We start from the raw sequence: 19,966 nt of genomic DNA, 5'->3' as shown, positions 1-19,966 counted from the left end.
AGGCATAAACATGACTGGTTTAACTTTACCCACCTATCAAGATGTTGAAGCAGCCGCTAAACGCATAGCGGGCTTTGCACACAAAACCCCAGTACTCACCTCAACAACGGCCAACAAAGAATTCGGTGGTGAGTTGTTTTTCAAATGTGAAAACTTCCAACGAATGGGTGCATTTAAATTTCGCGGTGCTTTCAATGCGCTTGCTCAATTTACGCCAGAGCAGAAAAAAGCAGGCGTCATTGCTTTTTCTTCAGGGAATCATGCTCAAGGGATTGCCCTTGCAGCACAACTATTGAATATTCCGGCAACCATTTTAATGCCAAATGACGCACCTGCCGTCAAAGTTGCTGCAACTCAAGGTTATGGCGCAAATGTTGTCCGCTTTGATAGGTATACACAAGACCGCGAAGCGCTATGCAAACAACTCGCAGAACAAAACGGTTTAACCCTCATTCCACCTTATGACCACCCTCATATCATTGCGGGACAAGGCACATCTGCCATGGAACTGTTCCAAGAAGTGGGTGAATTGGATGCCTTATTTGTTTGCTTAGGCGGTGGTGGCTTGACCTCTGGCTGTGCGCTTGCAGCTCGCCAGTTATCCCCTAACTGCAAAGTCTACGGTGTTGAGCCATTTGCAGGCAATGATGCTCAGCAATCTTTCCGTCAAGGTAAAATTGTTCATATCGATACCCCTAAAACTATTGCTGATGGGGCGCAGACGCAGCATTTGGGACAATATACCTTTGAAATTATTAAAAATAATGTTGATGATATTTTCACTGTTACCGATGAACAGCTTATCGATAGAATGAAATTTTACGCGGAGCGCATGAAGATGGTTGTTGAACCAACTGGTTGCCTCTCTTTCGCAGCAGCACTCGCGCAAAAAGCGCAGTTTCAGGGTAAACGTGTCGGTATTATCGTCAGTGGTGGTAATGTTGATATTAATCGGTTTGCTGAGTTAGTTTCACAGTAACTCCCCGCCCTTTATCTATTAGCGAGATAAAAAATAGGTTAAAATTAAGTGATTAGCGCTTTTAGATAAGGGGGTTTTATGTCTGACACCAATGAAAATACATTACTGGCACAAATCGACACAATAGCAAAAGGGCTCAGCGAAACTTTTGCGCCATTTTGTGAGGTTGTCGTTCATGACTTAAAAAACCCCGAGCACTCAATTTTATCGATCCACAATAATTTGTCTGGTCGTCAAGTGGGTGAGCCGACCACTGAATTAGGCTTGGCTCGCATTGAATCTGCTGATTTCCCGAACATTGTTGCCAACTATACCAATCAATTTTCTGATGGTCGCCCAGTAAAAAGCACATCCATCGGGATCAAAAATGACAGTGGTGAATATGTTGCTGCCTTGTGCCTAAATTTAGATATGACTTTATTTCGGGGCATGCAAAGTATGTTGTCGCAATTTATCGAGGTTGGAAATAGCCCAATCAAAGAGCATATTGAGCCCAATGGGTCTGAAGCTATTCGCCATCGAATCGATCAGTATGCCGCAACACTTGCAGCAACACCGCGGACATTAAAAGCAGAAGAAAGAAAAAACCTCATTGAAATTTTACGTAACGAAGGCTTGCTTGACGTAAAAAAAGCCATGGAAACTGTTGCACAACACCTTGGTGTATCACGTGCTTCTGTTTACCTGTATGCCAAAAAATAAAGTTATTTATTGTTTGTAAGTTAACTATTTGCGCGTTTTAAAATGGTTTTAATACTAATCGGGAAAAAATCATTCACATCAACGCCAACATTAATCGCACGAGGCCCTAAAATATCTAGACGCTTACGTTGCTCTGGGTCTTTACCTGAGTTATGTACATGACCATATAAGTGTATCGCATCACGAAAAAAACCTTGCCACTCTAAAATAGGATAATGAAATAAAACAATTTTTTGTTTTTGGTAATCCAATTCATAATAGCTTCTCACCCATTCAAACAGGGATGCGTCAAAATCAGGGTCATCTAAAAACTTGTCATGGTTACCACGAATAAGGTATTTTTTGCCCGATAACCGACGCAAAATTTTATTCGCATCTGCGCCATTACCTTTGTATAAAAAATCCCCCAAGATGTAGATTTCATCATGGTCTGTCACATAAGCATTCCAGTTATGAATTAGCGTATCATTCATATGACTGGTACTTTTGAACGGGCGATCACAAAGGTTGATAATATTAGAATGGCAAAAATGGGTATCTGAAATAAAGTAAATCATATAAAACCTAAAAATCTGTTGTTAAAAAATATTCTTAAGCAACGAATTGCTTGATGCCTATCATATCCCAATGATTTTTAATTGCTTTACAGAATAGGCTGAAAAATCATCTTAACTGCTCTCATTTTGATCCCAAATAGCACGCCCTTGCCAATGTTCATCAAACAGCTGTAAAAATTGGCGCACTTTCGGTGGCAAATAACGTTTTGTTGGGTATAACGCGCAGATTGGCGCCTCCTGTTTCGAAAATTCAGTTAAAATGGGGATTAAATTTCCTTGCGCGATGTGCTCCCCCACCAAGAACGCACCTAACTGGCAAATACCATGCCCCTGTAATGCTGCATTTAAAATAGCTTCCGTATCATTTAGCACAAGTCGCCCTTTTGGCATGAGATTTTGTACCGCTGAGCCCAATTTAAATTGCCAAGGCACATTCAAACCGCGATGGCGAAAAATCAATGTATTGTGCTGCTCCAGCGCTTGCAACGTTGTTGGGTAACCAAATTTCTGAAGATACTGTGGTGAGGCGCAAGTAATGAAACGGTGTGGTGCGAGCACTTTACGAACCAAGCGATTATCATCATTACCGCCAATACGAATAGCGATATCAAAACCGTCTTTGACGATATCGCAGTAATCATCAGAAAAATCAATATCGACCTCAATCTCTGGCCAGCGTGCTAAATAATCATGCACAAGCGGCATAATAAAACGCTTACCAAAAACCACGGGAACCGTAATCCTTAATAAGCCCCGAGGCTGCTGTTGCCCTTGGCTAAGAATATTTTCAACATTTTCAATTTCTTGTAATATTTTTAGCGCAGATCCATAAACAACCTGCCCCTCATCACTTAAATGAATACTTCTCGTTGTTCTATTAAATAAACGCGTCTGTAAACGATTTTCTAAGCGTGCGATACATTTGCCAACTGCAGAGCGCGATAACGCGAGCCGTTCTGCCGATTGAGTAAAGCTATATGTTTCCACAACATCAACAAATACTTTTAAATCAAGCAAGTTATCTATTGATGATGATACTTTATTGACCACGTTTTTTCCCAAATGTTAATCCAAATAGATCATTTATCTTATATATCGTCCCCTATAAGCTTTTTCAACTCATTATTTTATCGGTAAGAACACCATGCCACTTAATTCTGTTGAAAATGTATCATCGGTTCATCCAGTTCGCTCATGGATGGCCGTTATCTCTCTTACCCTCGCAACCTTTATTGTTGTCACCACTGAAATGCTCCCTGTCGGCTTGCTGACACCAATTTCAGAACAGTTCTCTGTTTCCGTGGGGTTAAGCGGTTTGCTAATGGCTTTACCCGCAATAGTCGCAGCGCTCAGCTCCCCTTTCATTATTTTGTTTGCTAAGCAAATAGACCGGAAATTTCTGCTCATCTTTGGGGCTAGCTTACTAATGGTGTGTAATTTTTTAGCCGCCATCACGCCCTATTTTTGGTTACTATTTGCCAGCCGAATACTTGTTGGAGTCTGTATTGGTATTATTTGGGTTATTGCTGGTGGAATTGCCCCTCGTTTAGTGAAAAAACAGCATATTGGTTTTGCCACGTCACTGATTTTTGGTGGTGTTGCGGCAGCATCTGTTATGGGGATCCCACTTGGTGTTTTTATGGGTGGCATATGGAATTGGCGTAGCGCATTTCTCTTTATGGGGGGGATATCATTGCTTTTAATTTTATTGATGGCTATTTATTTACCTAAACTCCCCACAGATTCAGTCGCAGTAAAATCCGCTTTTACGCAACAACTAAAACGCCCGATTATCACCGCTGGCCTGCTAATCACGCTGTTATTAGTCGCGGGTCACTTTATGGTGTTCACTTATATTCGCCCATTATTAATTGCACATTTTAATTTAGATAGTAATCAAATCAGTTTTGCCCTGCTTATTTATGGTATTACAGGGATTTTAGGTAATTTTATCTTTGGAATGGCCTCCAGTCGAAATATCAGGCTTTCCATTTTTTGGATAATTAGCTTAATTATCATTAGTCTAATCTTATTTGCATATTTGCCGTTAACCGTTTTTGTGAGCTATTTTGTCATCGCACTTTGGGGTGTGGCGTACGGCGGGGTATCAGTTTCATTAATGAATTGGATGATCGGATATAGCATTTCACAAATTGAGATCACAAGCGCCCTATATATTGCATTCTTCAATGGCGGAATCGCGTTAGGATCAGCCTTGGGCAGCCTTATTGTTTCTGCCTACTCGCTAAATATGAACTTACTTATTGCTTTGGTTTTGCTAACTTTTTCACTTATCGTGCTGGTATTTAGCCGATTTATACCGGCTAGATAATAAACTGTGTTATTTTCTGTAAAATAACAGCAATGACGCTAAAGTTTTATCTTGGCAACCTTTGTGCATTTTTGGGGCTCGCATTTGCTACACTATGGCGGCATAAATAGCACAACATTCAATTCAATGGAAAAAAAATGACAACCAAGCAACCTATTTCACTTTTTTATGATTCATTTGGCACTCCAGAGAACCCTGCCGTTGTATTAGTACCCGGTCTAGGCGGTCATAACATTAGTTGGACAACTGATTTTTGCCAACAAATCGCTGATGCGGGTTTCTATATCGTTCGAATTGATAACCGTGATGCAGGTTTATCTCCTCATATGGATCATTTTCCACCAATTAACCTAGGGGAATTGATTCAAAAAATGCAAACAGGCCAACCATTTGATATTGCATATACGTTATTCGAAATGGTGGATGATATTGTGCGTTTATTAGAGAGCTTATCAATTGATAAAACACATATTATTGGCCGTTCAATGGGTGGAATGATTGCCCAATTATTTGCAGCAAAATACCCTGAACGTACATTAACATTGTGCCCAATTATGTCTTCAACAGGGAACCCAAATTTACCGCAAAGTGCCCCTGATGTGATGCAAATGTTGATGAGTTCGGGTGCGAACCCCAATGAAGATTTCGAAGGTTATCTGGCTGGACAACTTGCGTTTTATCGTCGTATTAGCTCAAGTTGTTGCCCATTTGATGAAGCCTATTACCGCGATTATGTGCAGCAAGCGCTTTCGCGAAATTATTCACCGGAAGGTACTAAACGCCAAATTGTTGCAGTTGCTGTGACTGGGGATATGCGGCCATATCTGAGTCAAATCAATGTCCCAACATTGGTTATCCATGGCTCAATTGACCCGTTATTCCCGGTGGAGGCAGGTCAAGATATTGCAAATAGCATCTCAAACGCAAAAATAGCCATTATCGAAGGAATGGGACATGAAACGCCCCCTGCCATTAACCCGCAGGTTGCAAAATTAGTGATTGAAAATTTAAATTCGGTCAGCAACTAACTGAAAAAGGTGCTCTTGATAGCACCTTTTTTCTATAGCCACCCTTGTTTTTTATGCTGCGAGCATATTGGGCAGGTTTGCACGCCTTCTTCCCAAGAAAAAAACGGTAAATGACAGGTGTGGCATTTTGCATCATAGTAGTGAAATACGGTTGGCTCACTATGTTTGGCCGTGTGCCCATGAACGTGAATGGATTTTGGAAAACACACCACTTGGCAACTCATGCACCCCGTACAGCGTTTTTCATCTAAAACAAACTGATTATCACCAATTTGTATCGCATTTTCATCGCACACCTTCGCGCATGCCCCACACAAAATGCAGCTTCCGCTATCGAGTGAAATCTGAAACCAACTGTCTTCTGGGTAAAATTGTTTCCGTGCATTGAGCCCTGTTTTTACCTGCCCTTTATCCAGTGGTTTTTGGTCTAATTTTTGACGAAACAACATCATACGGCGCCCACTATCCACCACCGGAGGTTGTTCAATTCGCAGTTGCCAAACAGGCTGTTGCAGTGTTTTTAATTTAAGATTAAGTGCGGCTAAGGTGGGTAGCCATTTATCGACCAATGGCTCCGCAATTTGAATACCTCGAATTTGGTATTGTTTATGCCAAACAATAAGTTCTTCCGTCGTTGCAACAGGCTCATCATGGTTGACCACTAAGTAATCCTGTTGATAGGTACGTTCATGTGGCGCAATATTTTCTATCGCATCAACTGGACAAGAAAAAAGACAGTTGCCACACTGGAAACAAAGTTCATTATCAATTTTGGCATCCATGTGACTAAATGAGATAGCATTTACTGGGCAACTGGCTGCACAATTGTCACAAATACTGTTTTTAAGGCGCTTTCTCACACAGTTGCTATTAATGATGGGTTCAGGAGGAAGCTCTAGATTCATAAAACGTTTCATTACTTAGCCCTCCTTATATGGCAAACAATGACCGTAAAAATGTATGCGTGAAATCCATGGGAAATTTTAGCATTAAATAGACAGTAAGTTTACTGCAACTTACTGTCTATAAAGATGATTTAAACCAAACAATGTACTCAAAAACTGTAAAATGTTTATTACGGGGTTAATACAATAGTTCATGTAGATTCTAGGTTTGCAAATTACCCCATATGATTTAGGTAGCCTTTAACCAATTTTACGGGCTCCCATTTCACTGAAATATCACCATGATTGCTGTTAGCAATACTCTGCGTTTCATCTTGCATACGTAACGACGCTAATGTGTTCACTAAATACTCTAATTTTTGTGAAACACTGTCTGTATTCTCTTCAATATCCCATCGTTGATGAATAATTGTTGGGGCCTGTGTATTCGGATATTGAAATATTTTAACTGTTCGTCCGTTTTCTGACTCATAAATATAGCGAGTGGCATTACTGATATGGTCAGGTGATTCTCGGGTTACATTATGTTTAAAATTGACCAAATAAACCGTATTCTCCCCACCTAAACTATAGAGTGAATTCCAGCCTGGGAGATCACCATTTATAACAAATAAATTTTCACCGCTTTCATCGGTCATTAAACCGTTAACCCCATTTGAGATAAACACATCATCACCACCACCAGCGGATAAATTGGTATCACCCTGCGCTGCATATAAAACATTATTGCCTAAACTCCTATTAGGAAGGGATATCAACCCCTTTTGGGCTTCTGCTTTAAATACTCGCCCATGTCCACTTGAATCCCAGACTTTTTGTTCTGCCCCTCTCGTATGAATAGCGTGATGGTATGGATTTGATTGTGGTGAAATGCGTATTGAACTTTCAGTCAAAGAAATTTCTTCTGGTAAGTTGTGGGTAAATTTAGATTTAAACTCATTAAAGGGATGATAAGGGATTAACGGGTTCATTCGTTTAGCATAATATTTTTGCTCTGCAAGATAGCGAACTAGATGACTCATATTTTCATTAACATAATTTGGCATATGGTTTGGGAGTTGTTCATGATGGTGTATCTTCATTGGGCTCATTGTTCTTTCTTTAGGGATTCTTATTCTAACAATACGCTGATTCGAATTAGATGTATAAATATGATATAAATTATTTTTAATCGTTCTAATTTCATAGTCCTGTTGAAAGTTCATTAAATAAATATTGCTAAAACCTTGACTGTCACAAATCGTGGTTTCTCCAATACCTTTATTTCCATCAACGATATAATAATCATCCCCTTCCATTCCATCTAATATATCATTGCCTAAATCTGAAAGTAACAAGTCGCTTTTAGCCCCTCCATACAAAGTATCATTCCCATCACCACCATATAAGGTGTTTTCACCATTAACGGCGATAATCTTATCATTACCATCTCCACCATTAATAATGTTACCTTGGCCACTCTCATCGAAGATCACATCATCGCCCACTAGAGAATCGACTATCTCTGTAGAAAATTTATAATGAGGTTGCAAGTGAATATAATCAGAGTCATTAGTAGGAATTGTATTTTTGCCATTTTCTATAATTATACTTACACCATTGTAACCTAACCTGAATAACTCATTATTTTCATCGATTATTTTTATTTGGTCAAAATTTATCGAATTATAATTGATAAATTCAATTTCTAATAGCCTATCTCCAAACTTATTTCCCAAATAAATTACTTTATTATCGACTTTAAGATCATAACCATTTATAGACGTAAATTTTATCGTTATACTATCATTTTTTGCATAAATCCCTTGCACTTCAGAGTAGTCAAAAACCAATTTCCCTGGGCTAAAATCATCTGTTATAACGTGGTAAATATCAGTGCCCTTGCTAACCATGACTTTATTATCCAAGTTGGACAAAACGATTTTTTCATTTTTATCGCTGCCATGATAGACTAACCCAGCACTATTTTCTATAAAGCCTACACTTGCCCAACTACCTATTAAATAGCTATCATTATCTATAGCAATAATATTTTCATTAGTGTTGACATTGACCGTTGCTTTAAGTGTTCTGTCAGATAAATCAAATTTACGTTGATAATTAACGGTATAAATTCCCTGACCTAAGACCATTGGCTCACTATCATTTATATCATTAAGTTGACTAGTTAGTACAAAGCCATCACGTGTAATTAATTGATAGTCATGGTGTTTAATTCTACTTTCGGCCGTACCAATATAGGCATTTTTAAGCGTTAGATTAAACTGAACATCCTGAACTGCTTGGGTATTCTCTATTTTAAGAGTCACAACTATGTCATTATTAACAACAAAAACATTTTTTATTTCCTTTAATGAATAGCCTAAATAAACTGCACTTTTACCTTTTTTATTCTCAATTATTGTCGCAGAAAGAAAAATATCGTTTTCATCATCTTTTGAAATAGTTTTATTTACTGATTGACCATAGCGTCTTAAGAAGTATGTATCATCCCCTTCATCTCCTGTCACAATACCGGATTCAAAATACATCCTATCATTGCCTGCACCGCCACTGACAAAACACTCACCACCTCTTATATCAAAAACATTATTTTCTTCATTACCGGACAATGAAAAGATAGAATTATATTGCCCATTCAATGTTACGTTATTTACATTTTTCAAATAGAGTTCATCTTCCTCTCCCCCATTAGTATAAATGCTCCCATTATTTATTTTAAGATCGATTTCAATCTGACTATACTCAGGGATGTCATTAATAATAATGCCATTTGTCCCTTTACCACCATCAAAGTACACCTTGTTTTTTGGATTATTAGGTTTCTCATTGTTAAAATATATACTAACAATATCGTCTTTATCTCCTCCTGCAAAAAACTTCATTCCACCATGAAAAATAAATGCATTCTTTGCGTTTTTCTTGCCAATTATAATATCTTTTCCTCGCCCAAAGTTTAGACTTATGTTTTTACTTCTTTCTATGGGTTCAAAGCTATAACCGAGATTATGCATTCCCTCAAAAACTATTTCTTTATTCTTTTTGCTAAGCTCCCTAAATATTTCATCAGGAGAGCTAATATACTCAGTCCCAATACTTCGCACCTCCTCATTAGGAGAAAAGCTCGGATGAGATGTATTTGAATATTGATTCCTACTACGGAAGAAACGCAAATCTCCATTAGATAAAAACTTAAGCTGTTCAAATATATTAGCCTCCTTATGTGAATCATAATAGTTTTGCATACCTTCATTTATTAAAAATAAGTCAAAAAAATCACTAGCATAATTTTCATTCAATATGAGTATATCGTCAGTTTCATTTTTACCTATTTCTTTGTACGAAAATGGCGCTTCTTTATCAATCAAACTAAATCGCCAGTTAAAATTTAGATAGTTAATTTCTGTAGATGATGTTGATTTAACCCATCTGTGATTTCCTCCGTCATAGAAAAAATTATCTCGAATATAATTTACCTGTTCTATCGTATAGCATGGGCCGACTTCATCAACATCTATATTACCGAGTATAGAACCTGCACTATCACCAACAAAAACTTGTGACTGAATCACATTTTTATTCGCCCAATATTTAATATAGTATTTATCATTAACATCGAGAATGGGTACTGAAATAAGCTGTAAATGCTCCTCAAACTCTTGATGTAATAGTGCACTTTTAAAAAGAACCAGATCACGTTGCCAATCTACATTCTTATAAAATTCAATATGCTGTTTCTGACTAAATCGGTTAAGAATATCATCTGAAGGTTTGAAGCCTAGAGCAGCTCGGATCCCTTCTTTTGCTTTTTCATCCCATTGAAGTGACTCTCCCAGCTCTTCTTCTATTTTCTCAACAGCGCGTATCCCCGTATAAATCATTCCCCCTATAAGTAGAGCGCCTGCAACAATTAAGCCAACAACAGGCAATGCAGATGAACCTATCAATATTCCAAGCACTGTAATACCACCAACAACGATATTAGCTATTGATAGCGACCCATTTACAATAAGATCTTGCCGATCCTTTGAGTTAGTAATGTTATCGAGCTGCCGAAATGCTTCACAGGCTTGGTAAACATCCAATCCCATACCTATTAAGTTAAATATTAATGTAATGCGTGCTGTAATTTTACCTGATGCATTAAATGCCCCTGCCTGCTTATAAGCTAACTTAAGTAAAATTGGCTGTAACACCATATCGCCATAATTAAAGAAGGCATTTGCACAAGCTAAATCAAGGTTCCTTTGTAACTCGGCCCTTTCTCGCTCTGTCAGATTTGGGTTGTCTAACTCATCGATTAGTTGATATACATTATTAATGGTGAGAAATATTCCTGTTCCCCCAATACCTTGACCGACGGAGTTAGCAACTCTATTGTAAATAGGTAACTTCATTCCTGTTTTTTGTAGTTTATGAATTGTCTCCTTAGAAATAGCAGATTCATTTATTTTCACATTATTAATAATCGAAAGTTGCTCTCTCAACAGCGCTTGATTTTGTATCGTCGTCCCATTAGAAATATAATTTTCATAATCTGATTCGCTTAAGCTATTTGCTAATATTGATGTTAATTCAATACATTCTGTCTCATTCTTTACCATTGCGAGCTTAACACTGAGCTTTTGCTCATCGAAATTGATATAATCTTGCCAATTTTTTTGTTGGGTATGCTTTGCATTTAAGGGGGCACCATTTATATTTGCCCCTATATCTCTAAGCTTTTTTAGTGTTGTGCGTTGCTCACCAAATATAATTTCAAAATCATCGATAACCGAAATTTCAACAGGCTTAAATAGGGAGTCTAGTTCTGTAGCTATTGTATCTCGTGCGCTTTTAAATTGAGCATTTTTAGTGTTTATAATTTGCACCTCACCATAGAGTTGATCGCCTACTTTATGGTTAAACTCTGTCACATCTCCCTTTGTAATCGATTTTTCATTATCCAACTCTATCTCATTACTAATAAATCGTGTAAATATGTCTAATAACCTTTCCTTCGCAATGGCTAAATCAGCATGACTAACTGTAATTTCAACACCTGCCGTATCAGATAATGAAATATAAAATTGCCCATTACGGGTATAACTTACTATTGTATAAACTTCATTATCAGCTTGAAAATAAATGAATTGACCGTTTTTTATATTATTTATCATTACAGTATGCGTTTGACTATCAGTGTTTTCTGTCATCGACTCTAAAAAAACACTTTGTTTTTCGTATAACGCCCGATATTGGTCAAGTATAAACTTCTCGTCTAACGTCACTTCATTTATAGCATCTTTTCGCACTAAATTTTTTAATGACTCCAAGTGTTTTTTTATACTATTCCCCTCTTCGTCCAATGAATCATAATCACTTAGAATATATAAAAAATTAATACTATCATCATAAATAATAGGCGGTTCTACTTTTTTCACTGTCGCTTTTGATTCGTTTTCCTTTGTTATTTCCAATAATTTTATGAAGTTGATATTTTGTTTATTTTTCAAATCAGAAATGTATTTAAATTCCCCACCTAGTGATTTCCCACCACCGTATGGCATTTTTATTTCAACATAACTCATTAAGAAGTTTTCTATATCTCTGTTATAATCCTCCAAATTAACTGGATCGTTAATTAGCTTAAGAACATCGGAGTGATTGAATCCTCCCTCTGCAGGAAATAATTCAGACAAGCGATTAACAGAAGGTTTACTTAAATAATTAATCCTTTCAGGTTGTAAGCTTAAAAATTTTAAAATTTCTTTTAGCTCTTTTGCTTGTTGCTTAACACTAACATTTGGCTCATCTTCAAAATTAGCATTCCACCTTTCAAAGCCCTCCTGTCCAGTTGACTCCCTAAAATATTGATTTATTTTTTTACTCACTATTGGGTCATAAATTGCAATATTAATTTTCCCATAATCAATGCTGCCATCTTCTAACGTAAAATAACCCTTTAAATAAGTATAGCGAGCTAAACTAATATCTTCTTTTTTAACATTATTTAATGCTATGTTTTCCAATAGAAACATAACCTTGCGTACATCATCAAAATACACTTCTAAATTAACATTTGAACTTATTCCCTTTTCTTTTAATCTTATTCCCAGCTGCTTTGTAAACTCAAACTTATCCTTTAAATCTAAAAATGCTTTTTTATCTGTTAAATAAATGGATATATTTTCAGGTTTTTTAAGTAGATACCTCTGCTTAGCAACATCAATTGAGTTAGCTAGATTCTGCATGAAGGAAGCTTCAGAACGAATGTTATCAATGATAACCCATTGCTGAGGTGATAATGTATCAAGACTTTCTATGTCTCCATACTCAATAAAAAACTGCATTGTATTGGGGTTTATCTGAAACACGACGGTATTATTAGGGTCTGCAGATGCTAACTTTTCAGCATATATTTTCCCCGTTAACCCATTGCCTGACCGGAAAATAATAGTTAAATCTCCAGCTTGTTGGGTATTTGTATTATTTTTTTTACTCACATTTATCATTGGCCATAAAGGAGCCTCTACAATCCCCAAATGAGTGAGCTCTGCCACAAGCTCCTTTTTAAAGTTAGTCAGGTCACCAACAAGTTTTGAATTGAAAACGCCATATGCTCTCTCATTGTATGCAACTGTTTTTACTAGCTCAATATCAATATCATTCACATTCTCTCTAAATATATCTAACGCAGTTGACTTACTATCTTTTATAAGCTGCCATATCTCTAATTCGCCATTTCTCAGCTCATCGACAAAATATAAAGCTGCAATTTTATCATTAATAAAAACTTGTTGGTCATCAGGATTTATTCGTATTTCTAATCGATGTAGCTTTGTGGAAACCACTTCACTAGAAAAACCTGATGTACTAACTTTCTTCTTACCTATTTTCGTTATGGAAATTTCTCGATTATAACCAACAATAGGCACGTATATTCCGTGCTTAGCTAATTCAACTCCCATACGAAACGCAAAATTTTCACTCGGACCCCCGCGCCCTAATTCACACCCTGCCAATACAATTTTATCCGGCTGATGATTTTTTAATATATTTTTTTTTAAATACTTAACAGCATCAACAAACGCTTTTGAATCATAACCTTCAAAAAGTGTTTCTTGGTTTTTTCCTAGATACTTACCATGGCCTACCGTAATCCAGCGTATTTTCCCTTCGGGTTTGATATTAATATCACCATGAAGAACCTTCCATTGATGGCTACTTAAATCAAATTGCATTACGATGGTTTTATTATTGTATTTTTTAATTAATTTAGCGATTGAAGTCGCGACTGCTTTATCTTCACCGACTTGAATAATAATGTTATTTTCATATTGAGATTTATTTTCATTTTCAACCTCATCACCATTTATTTCCTTTAATAAATTAAATAAATCCATTGGATTAGTCCAAAAATCAATATTTATTGTTATTTTTGATTGTTCTCCTACTAAGGAATTATCACTTAAGATATGCTCTAGAGTACGTAAATCATTGCTATTGAATTCATTCAAATAAATATTATTTCCCATCATTTAAATCCTTTTTTTGTTTTATTAAGCAAATTTAACTTTAACAAAAAATAATTTACTCCTGTTTTTATTTTGAAACTTTAGGAATAAGTTTTACTACTTATTAAATATTTATTTAAATAACTAATTTGCTTTTACCACCTAACAGGAAATTTAAATAAAAAACCATCAAATTGATAAATTTTAGAAATATTTAAAGCTATACTATTCAGATTAAAGCTAACTGCCACAGTAGTACGATGGGCATCTAGTCCATGCTTCTTTCATTTCAACAAAGGCTTATATATGAATAATTTTGAGTTCTATAACCCGACACGCATTGTTTTTGGTGATGGAAAAATTAGTGAACTTGATCAATTAATCCCTAAAAATGCGAAAGTACTTATCTTATTTGGCGGTGAAAGCGCACGTAAAACCGGCACACTAGATGAAGTCGAACAGGCTTTAGGTTCACGACAATTCTCACTTTTTGGTGGGATAGAAGCCAATCCCCGTTATGAAACACTGATCAAAGCTGTTGATAAAATAGAAAAAGAAGGCTTTGATTTTTTACTGGCTGTTGGCGGTGGCTCCGTTATTGATGGCGTCAAATTTGTTGCCGCTGCGGTTAACTACTCTGGTGACAAATGGGAGGTCGTGACTAAGCGTGGGGCAACAATTCAAACTGCATTACCTTTTGGGACTGTGCTAACGCTACCAGCTACGGGTTCAGAAATGAACAAAGGCTCAGTGATTACACGCGAAGAGCTGCACTCTAAACTTGCTTTTATGAGTGACAAAGTTTTCCCTCAATTTTCAATTCTTGATCCAGTTAAAACTTATACTCTCCCACCTCGTCAGATCAGCAATGGCGTCGTTGATGCTTTCGTTCATGTTATTGAACAATACTTAACTTACCCAGTTAATGCCTACGTGCAAGATGCATTTGCAGAAGGTCTATTAAAAATCCTTATCGAAATTGGTCCCAAAGCACTCGAAACGCCCAAAGATTATGACATTCGAGCAAGTTTAATGTGGACAGCAACGTTAGCGCTAAATGGCTTAATCGGCGTAGGCGTTCCACAAGATTGGTCTACCCACATGTTAGGCCATGAAATTACTGTGCTTTATGGTTTAGATCACGCACAAACATTAGCAATTGTACTGCCAGCAATGTTGCTTGAGAAACTACCACAAAAACAAGCAAAATTGGCGCAATATGCTGAACGAGTATGGGGAATAACAACGGGAAGTGATCAGGAAAAGTCAATAAAAGCCATTGAACTAACTCGTGAATTTTTCGAAAGCATGAATGTAGGTACGCATTTCAGTGATTACCAACTTTCATCTGATGTTATTGAACCACTAATAAAAAGCTTAGAAGCCCACAATATGGTTACACTTGGTGAGCACCAAGATATAACCCTTGAAGTCAGCCGCCGTGTCTATACAGCTGCTCTATAAGTTCAATGCGGTTTACTTAAAAAGAAAGGTGTAGTGATGCATCTTTCTTTTTAAAAAACAATAATAAACAGCTTAAGCGCCCTACAAAATTTTTGGTGATTTATTCTCAGCATATAACGTTTAATACTGTTGAGCTGCTTTCATATTGCCATATATTCAATCGATAATGGCGGATTGATCTGCGCAAAATATTGTTTTCAATTTAGCGCATTATTACCCATTTCTCACCACGCTAATTTTATGTATTTTATTACAATATCTTTTAGTCGAAACAAAAAATTAACAATAATAAAATCCTAGGTTGTGAGTTATGTCAGTGAAATTTAGTATATCTAACAGCGCGTTACTTGCATCGTCATTACTCTTAACCATTGGACGAGGCGCAACGCTCCCCTTCATGGCCATTTATCTCACTCGAGAATACCAAATGGCAATTGATATTGTTGGTATTGCAATGTCATTAGCGATGGTTGTTGGGGTGTTATTTAGCATGCTTTTTGGCATGCTTGCTGATAGAGTCGATAAAAAAAGATGTATGCTACTTGCTGTCACAGCTTTTATTGGTGGTTTTATTGCAATTCCTCTTTCCACTAATGCCATCTTAGTGATTATATTTTTCTCTTTGATCAATTGCTCCTATTCTGTTTTCTCTACAGTACTGAAAGCTTACTTTGCAGATACTCTGACCCTCTCGTTAAAAGCTAAAATATTTTCCTTAAATTACACTTTTATCAACATAGGGTGGACGATTGGGCCGCCTATTGGTACTTGGCTGTTAATGTATAGCATCAATCTGCCCTTTTATTTAGCTGCAATCTCTGCTGCTTTTCCTATATTTTTTATTCAACGATTTGTGCAAAGCATAAAACCCGCACAATCACTGGATGGCAATAAGCGCCCATGGAACCCAGCGCTAATGCTACGCGACCCTGTCCTTGCTTGGTTTATCTTATCAACTTTCTTAGGATCATTGGTTTTTGGTACCTTTACAACCTGGATCTCTCAATATGTAATTACTGTAGCAAACAGTGATTTTGCACAAGTCGTCATCGGGGTGATACTCCCTGTAAATGCAATTGTGGTTGTAACACTGCAATACGCTGTTGGCAAACGGATCACTCCAGACAATTTGAAAAAACTAATGACGTTAGGAAGCTTATTTTTCTTACTCGGTTTAGCCACCTTTATGTTTGCGGCTGAAAACCTTTATATATGGGCATTTGGTGCTTTTCTTTTTACGCTTGGAGAGCTTATTTACGCTCCAGGCGAATATATGTTGATTGATAGCATTGCACCAGAAGGCATGAAAGCCAGCTATTTTTCAGCTCAATCTTTAGGTTTATTGGGAGGTGCTTTTAACCCAATGATGACCGGTGTGATCTTAACTGAATTACCTGCTTATTTTATATTTATTATTTTGATGATAATTACGTTCTTCGCTTGGTTATCTATGCTTAATGGGATGAGATTACGGCAAAATCAGTTGCTTGAACGAGGGTAATTCCCTAGCAACATCCTGTTTATCACCAACAAGGATGTTGCTATTTCATTGCTACTTTTGTTTTTTTATCAACAACAGCGCAATGCTAAATAATAGGCTAATCAATATTGCGGAGACTAAAAACCGTCCACTGGCGGTCAGCCAAGAAAAGAGCGGGATCGCCAATAACAACACTAGATTATTAAAGCTTTCGGAAATTGATAGCACCAACCCCTTATTGTTAACACTTAATCTGGCAAGTACTGAAGTACTGATAGGTGAAATTAGGCCTAATAACACGCCAAATCCAAATAAACTAAAGCAATCACCTATTAACGCTAACCAACCACTAATAAACAAAATGATAGTAATAAACAAGAAAACGAGTATAGCTAACACCAGTGATAGCTCTGAAACTTTATATGATACAACTCTCGCGACAGCACTATTACCTAATATTAGTCCTATACCAAAAAGCCCCATTAAGCTGCCGATAGTTGCGCTATTAAGTTGATACCTACTTCGTAAAATTTCCCCTGCTAATAAAAATACGCAGACGGTAATACCATTCCAAATTCCCTTAGCAATAATAAACTGGCTCATCGCTTTTTGTTTATAAATCTTTAATGAACCTTGTTTTATCGTTGATGATTTAGAGGATGGTAAAACCTTCATTGATATAAACAGTACTAAAAGGCCACCTACCGCCATCAAGATAAATGGCATTTTCCAAGAAAAATACTGTGCCAGTCCACCCGCGATAATAGGCCCCGTGATGATACCCAGTGTCATTCCCAGCATGACATAGCCCATTGCGACCGCCTGTTTATTTTCATCTATTACATCTGAAATAAGCGCAAACGTAATAGGAACTAAAGCAGCAGAAGCAACGCCACCAAACACTCGTAAAATAAGTGCCATCAATAAGTTAGGTGCAAATGTTATTGCTATGCTATCGATTGAAATCAATAGCATAGCTGCGAGTAACATTTTCCGCTTGTCCATTTTATCCGAAAAAAATCCGATAATAGGTGCTGCCACTGCATACGATAGTGCATAAGCCGATATTAACCATGATATTTGTGATGTTTGTACATTAAACACATTCGCTAGCGGAAACATAATTGCAGAGAGCATAAATTCAGTAGCACCAACAAGATATACCGCCATTGCGAGTACAAAGAGTAAAAAACGATATAAAGTCATAACACTCCCTTTAAGGTTTTTAGTTAAGTATTAAGTAAGGCTACAGAGTCGAGCCATCGAAGTATTATTTAATTGTTACCAAATGAACGAAAAACGATTTAATAAGCTGGTTGTGCAACAAAAGGTATTTGGATATGAGGGATTAGGTGGATGCTCAGATGAATTGCAAAAATAGAAAACTTCAGGAGGTTTACCAATTAAACACTAAAATGAATATTGTTGCAATTGGGTATTAAAACTTAAATATTAATTAACTATTTTTTATCTTCTCCATCATGTCGTAGCCTTTTACTGGTGATCAATTAGCTTAAACATAACAAGCTAAGTATTAATAATGATTAAAAATAGGTTACCCGCTTTACTAATTCACAAATAGCCATCTTTAAATCAATAAAGTGAGCTATTTCCTGCCTTATAATGCGAAAACAATAACAAGATAGACGCTTTCACGGTTAATTATTAAACAATCGACATCCGTCAGTGAAATTAATAATTGTATTTAAGTGTTTTTAAGTTAAATCAAGGTGTACAGACATGAGTATTATAACTCGATTAAAAATAGTTTCTTTCTTACAATTCTTCATCTGGGGCTCATGGCTTGTCACATTTGCTTCATATCTTTTTAATACGCTCCACTTTAAAGGTGGGGAAATAGGCTTAATATTCAGTACATTAGGCATATCCTCATTATGTTCCCCCATTATAATTGGGTTTATTGCAGATAAAATTAATAACAGAAAGTTAGTTTATGTTTCCACTCATTTTCTTTCTGCAATTTTTTTAATCGTCATGGCTCATAGTGATTCCATCACTCTTTTATTTATTGCTACATTAATTCACTTAATGTTTTACATGCCCACCATTTCAATCTGCAATAGCATTGTATTTGAAATGTTAGGTGCACAAAAATTAGATTCCGAGATTCATTTTCCTAAAATTAGAGTTTATGGAACAGTAGGTTTTATTGTCGCAATGTGGACAATTAGTTTATTAAAACTAGAAATGAGTTATTACCAGTTATACGTAGGGGCTGCCGCCTCTGTTGCTCTGGGCCTATTTTCTATATTCTTTATTACTACAAATAGTATAAAGGTTACAAAACCTGAAAAGTCTAATTTTAGCTGTCAAAATATCATTCTCCTTTTTAGAAAAGGAAGAGTGGCAGTATTTTTGTTCTTTGCTATGTTATTAGGCTCTGTATTACAAATAACCAACACATTTGGCGTTCCGTTCTTACAAGATATGGCATTAGCCCCTGAAGCCAAAGGCTCTATTTTCTCTGAGTACCCCACTATCTTCTTATCTATCTCACAATTTTCTGAAATTATCTTTATCTTATTACTGCCTATTTTATTAAAAAAATTCAAAATCGAAACTATATTACTTCTTAGTATGATTGCATGGATTTTGCGGTTAGGTTTATTTGCGTATGGTGATTTTACTGCCATAGGTACAATTGCCCTATTCCTATCCATGATTGTCTATGGTTGTGCATTTGATTTCTTTAACATCGCGGGTGCATTGTTTTTGGAAAAAGAAATTGCCCCCGAGTTTCGCTCTACGGCTCAAGGCGTTTTCACTACACTTGTTAATGGGTTTGGGACATTCTTAGGTGCGGTATTATGTGGTTGGGTGATTGAGCTTAATACCATTAATGGCGTTGTCGACTGGAAAACTTTCTGGATAGTCTTTACTGGATATACGGCTGGTTTTACACTTTTATATCTGATTTATATGTTAATCGCTAAAAACCGTAAGGCACAAGCCGCCAACTAGTTAATCATCTTTAGTCCCCCTATTTTACATAAAGTTAAATC

The 19,966-nt window shown here is 36.6% G+C and carries 12 protein-coding genes; 7 read left to right on the top strand and 5 right to left on the bottom strand.

Going from position 1 to position 19,966, the window contains the following annotated elements:
• Nucleotides 1–10 precede the first annotated feature (10 nt).
• Together AC4IFO_RS06185 and AC4IFO_RS06180 are read left to right on the top strand one after the other, a co-directional pair.
• Entirely contained in the window at nucleotides 11–979 is a 969-nt protein-coding gene (locus AC4IFO_RS06185; RefSeq protein WP_490732722.1) for a threo-3-hydroxy-L-aspartate ammonia-lyase, read from the top strand.
• 78 nt (nucleotides 980–1,057) lie between these two features.
• The gene (locus AC4IFO_RS06180) at nucleotides 1,058–1,681 is read left to right on the top strand and encodes a helix-turn-helix transcriptional regulator (protein ID WP_490732720.1); all 624 of its coding nucleotides are present in this window, start codon (nucleotides 1,058–1,060) and stop codon (nucleotides 1,679–1,681) included.
• Between the two features lie 20 nt (nucleotides 1,682–1,701).
• On the opposite strand, the gene AC4IFO_RS06175 is transcribed toward AC4IFO_RS06180, so the two are convergent.
• Together AC4IFO_RS06175 and AC4IFO_RS06170 are read right to left on the bottom strand one after the other, a co-directional pair.
• Nucleotides 1,702–2,238, bottom strand: a complete 537-nt coding sequence (locus AC4IFO_RS06175; RefSeq protein WP_490732718.1) for a metallophosphoesterase — start codon at nucleotides 2,236–2,238, stop codon at nucleotides 1,702–1,704.
• Nucleotides 2,239–2,349: 111 nt separating this feature from the next.
• A complete protein-coding gene (locus AC4IFO_RS06170) occupies nucleotides 2,350–3,288 on the bottom strand; it encodes a LysR family transcriptional regulator (protein WP_490732716.1) in 939 nt (312 codons plus the stop codon).
• Nucleotides 3,289–3,382: 94 nt separating this feature from the next.
• Here AC4IFO_RS06170 and AC4IFO_RS06165 point away from each other — a divergent pair, with 94 nt between their 5' ends.
• On the top strand, nucleotides 3,383–4,570 hold the full coding sequence (locus AC4IFO_RS06165) for an MFS transporter (RefSeq protein WP_490732714.1): 1,188 nt from the start codon (nucleotides 3,383–3,385) through the stop codon (nucleotides 4,568–4,570).
• Nucleotides 4,571–4,707: 137 nt separating this feature from the next.
• Nucleotides 4,708–5,598 carry an alpha/beta fold hydrolase gene (locus AC4IFO_RS06160; RefSeq protein WP_490732712.1) on the top strand — a complete coding sequence of 297 codons (891 nt, stop codon included), beginning with the start codon at nucleotides 4,708–4,710 and terminating at the stop codon, nucleotides 5,596–5,598.
• Nucleotides 5,599–5,630: 32 nt separating this feature from the next.
• Here AC4IFO_RS06160 and AC4IFO_RS06155 read toward each other — a convergent pair whose 3' ends face one another.
• On the bottom strand, nucleotides 5,631–6,515 hold the full coding sequence (locus tag AC4IFO_RS06155; protein WP_490732710.1) for an ATP-binding protein: 885 nt from the start codon (nucleotides 6,513–6,515) through the stop codon (nucleotides 5,631–5,633).
• Nucleotides 6,516–6,718: 203 nt separating this feature from the next.
• The gene (locus AC4IFO_RS06150; protein WP_490732708.1) at nucleotides 6,719–14,023 is read right to left on the bottom strand and encodes a C80 family cysteine peptidase; all 7,305 of its coding nucleotides are present in this window, start codon (nucleotides 14,021–14,023) and stop codon (nucleotides 6,719–6,721) included.
• Nucleotides 14,024–14,305: 282 nt separating this feature from the next.
• Here AC4IFO_RS06150 and AC4IFO_RS06145 point away from each other — a divergent pair, with 282 nt between their 5' ends.
• Nucleotides 14,306–15,463 (top strand): iron-containing alcohol dehydrogenase, encoded by a 1,158-nt coding sequence (locus AC4IFO_RS06145; RefSeq protein ID WP_490732706.1) that lies wholly within the window; start codon nucleotides 14,306–14,308, stop codon nucleotides 15,461–15,463.
• A gap of 310 nt (nucleotides 15,464–15,773) precedes the next feature.
• The gene (gene ydeE, locus AC4IFO_RS06140; protein WP_490732704.1) at nucleotides 15,774–16,964 is read left to right on the top strand and encodes an efflux MFS transporter YdeE; all 1,191 of its coding nucleotides are present in this window, start codon (nucleotides 15,774–15,776) and stop codon (nucleotides 16,962–16,964) included.
• Nucleotides 16,965–17,015: 51 nt separating this feature from the next.
• On the opposite strand, the gene AC4IFO_RS06135 is transcribed toward ydeE, so the two are convergent.
• Nucleotides 17,016–18,149, bottom strand: a complete 1,134-nt coding sequence (locus AC4IFO_RS06135; RefSeq protein ID WP_490732702.1) for an MFS transporter — start codon at nucleotides 18,147–18,149, stop codon at nucleotides 17,016–17,018.
• Between the two features lie 534 nt (nucleotides 18,150–18,683).
• Here AC4IFO_RS06135 and AC4IFO_RS06130 point away from each other — a divergent pair.
• The gene (locus AC4IFO_RS06130) at nucleotides 18,684–19,925 is read left to right on the top strand and encodes an MFS transporter (protein WP_490732700.1); all 1,242 of its coding nucleotides are present in this window, start codon (nucleotides 18,684–18,686) and stop codon (nucleotides 19,923–19,925) included.
• The last annotated feature ends 41 nt before the right edge of the window (nucleotides 19,926–19,966 follow it).

Source organism: Providencia sp. UF-224 (assembly GCF_058245955.1).
Note: the sequence above shows the minus strand (reverse complement) of the source record. Positions and strands in the feature narration are given on the sequence as shown.